Source organism: Streptomyces sp. NPDC111520, from assembly GCF_055635295.1.
Genome location: NZ_JBVKBW010000048.1, coordinates 1,727 through 3,594, shown reverse-complemented (window position 1 = coordinate 3,594; position 1,868 = coordinate 1,727). Strand labels below are relative to the sequence as shown.

The 1,868-nt window shown below is 58.6% G+C and carries 1 rRNA gene (cut by a window edge); it reads right to left on the bottom strand.

Going from position 1 to position 1,868, the window contains the following annotated elements:
• A 23S ribosomal RNA gene (locus ACZ7MY_RS42955) occupies positions 1 to 1,727 on the bottom strand; its annotated part reaches 1,492 nt to the left of the window's first position; the annotation flags it as partial.
• Positions 1,728 to 1,868 lie beyond the last annotated feature (141 nt).

The following is a 1,868-nucleotide window of genomic DNA, read 5'->3' as shown; positions in this document are numbered from 1 at the left end:
TTATGCCAGGCGGATTTGCCTACCTAGCGCCCTACACCCTTACCCCGGGACAACCACCGCCCGGGCTGGACTACCTTCCTGCGTCACCCCATCGCTCACCTACTACCACCTCGGGTCACCGGCTCCACCACTCCCCATCACTCCGAAGAGATCAAGGGCGGCTTCACGGGCTTAGCATCAGAGGGTTCAGCGCTGGCGCTTCAAAGCGGGTACCGGAATATCAACCGGTTGTCCATCGACTACGCCTGTCGGCCTCGCCTTAGGTCCCGACTTACCCTGGGCAGATCAGCTTGACCCAGGAACCCTTAGTCAATCGGCGCAAGAGTTTCCCACTCTTGTATCGCTACTCATGCCTGCATTCTCACTCGTGAACCGTCCACGACTCCCTTCCAGGGCCGCTTCACCCGGCACACGACGCTCCCCTACCCATCACAGCCTCCGTTGGGAGTCATGCTGCAATGACACGACTTCGGCGGTACGCTTGAGCCCCGCTACATTGTCGGCGCGGAATCACTTGACCAGTGAGCTATTACGCACTCTTTCAAGGGTGGCTGCTTCTAAGCCAACCTCCTGGTTGTCTGTGCGACTCCACATCCTTTCCCACTTAGCGTACGCTTAGGGGCCTTAGTCGATGCTCTGGGCTGTTTCCCTCTCGACCACGGAGCTTATCCCCCGCAGTCTCACTGCCGCGCTCTCACTTACCGGCATTCGGAGTTTGGCTAAGGTCAGTAACCCGGTAGGGCCCATCGCCTATCCAGTGCTCTACCTCCGGCAAGAAACACACGACGCTGCACCTAAATGCATTTCGGGGAGAACCAGCTATCACGGAGTTTGATTGGCCTTTCACCCCTAACCACAGGTCATCCCCCAGGTTTTCAACCCTGGTGGGTTCGGTCCTCCACGCGGTCTTACCCACGCTTCAACCTGCCCATGGCTAGATCACTCCGCTTCGGGTCTTGGGCATGCGACTGAAACGCCCTATTCGGACTCGCTTTCGCTACGGCTACCCCACACGGGTTAACCTCGCCACACACCGCAAACTCGCAGGCTCATTCTTCAAAAGGCACGCAGTCACGAGACACCAGCAAGCTGATGTCCGACGCTCCCACGGCTTGTAGGCACACGGTTTCAGGTACTATTTCACTCCGCTCCCGCGGTACTTTTCACCATTCCCTCACGGTACTATCCGCTATCGGTCACCAGGGAATATTTAGGCTTAGCGGGTGGTCCCGCCAGATTCACACGGGATTTCTCGGGCCCCGTGCTACTTGGGTGTCGTACAAGCAAGCCGCTAATGTTTCAGCTACGGGGGTCTTACCCTCTACGCCGGACCTTTCGCATGTCCTTCGCCTACATCAACGGTTTCTGACTCGCCCAGCCGCCGGCAGACGACTGAAGTACGATCCCACAACCCCACATGCGCAACCCCTGCCGGGTATCACACGCATACGGTTTGGCCTCATCCGGTTTCGCTCGCCACTACTCCCGGAATCACGGTTGTTTTCTCTTCCTGCGGGTACTGAGATGTTTCACTTCCCCGCGTTCCCTCCACATACCCTATGTGTTCAGGTATGGGTGACAGCCCATGACGACTGCCGGGTTTCCCCATTCGGACACCCCCGGATCAAAGCTCGGTTGACAGCTCCCCGGGGCCTATCGTGGCCTCCCACGTCCTTCATCGGTTCCTGGTGCCAAGGCATCCACCGTGCGCCCTTAAAAACTTGGCCACAGATGCTCGCGTCCACTATGCAGTTCTCAAACAACGACCCGTCACCCAGATCCCCTCACCAACGCGAGGCTCTCCGAGTCCGGTCCACAACCGAGAACACTTCCGTGCCCTCAGGACCCAACAGCGTGCCCGACCCGAC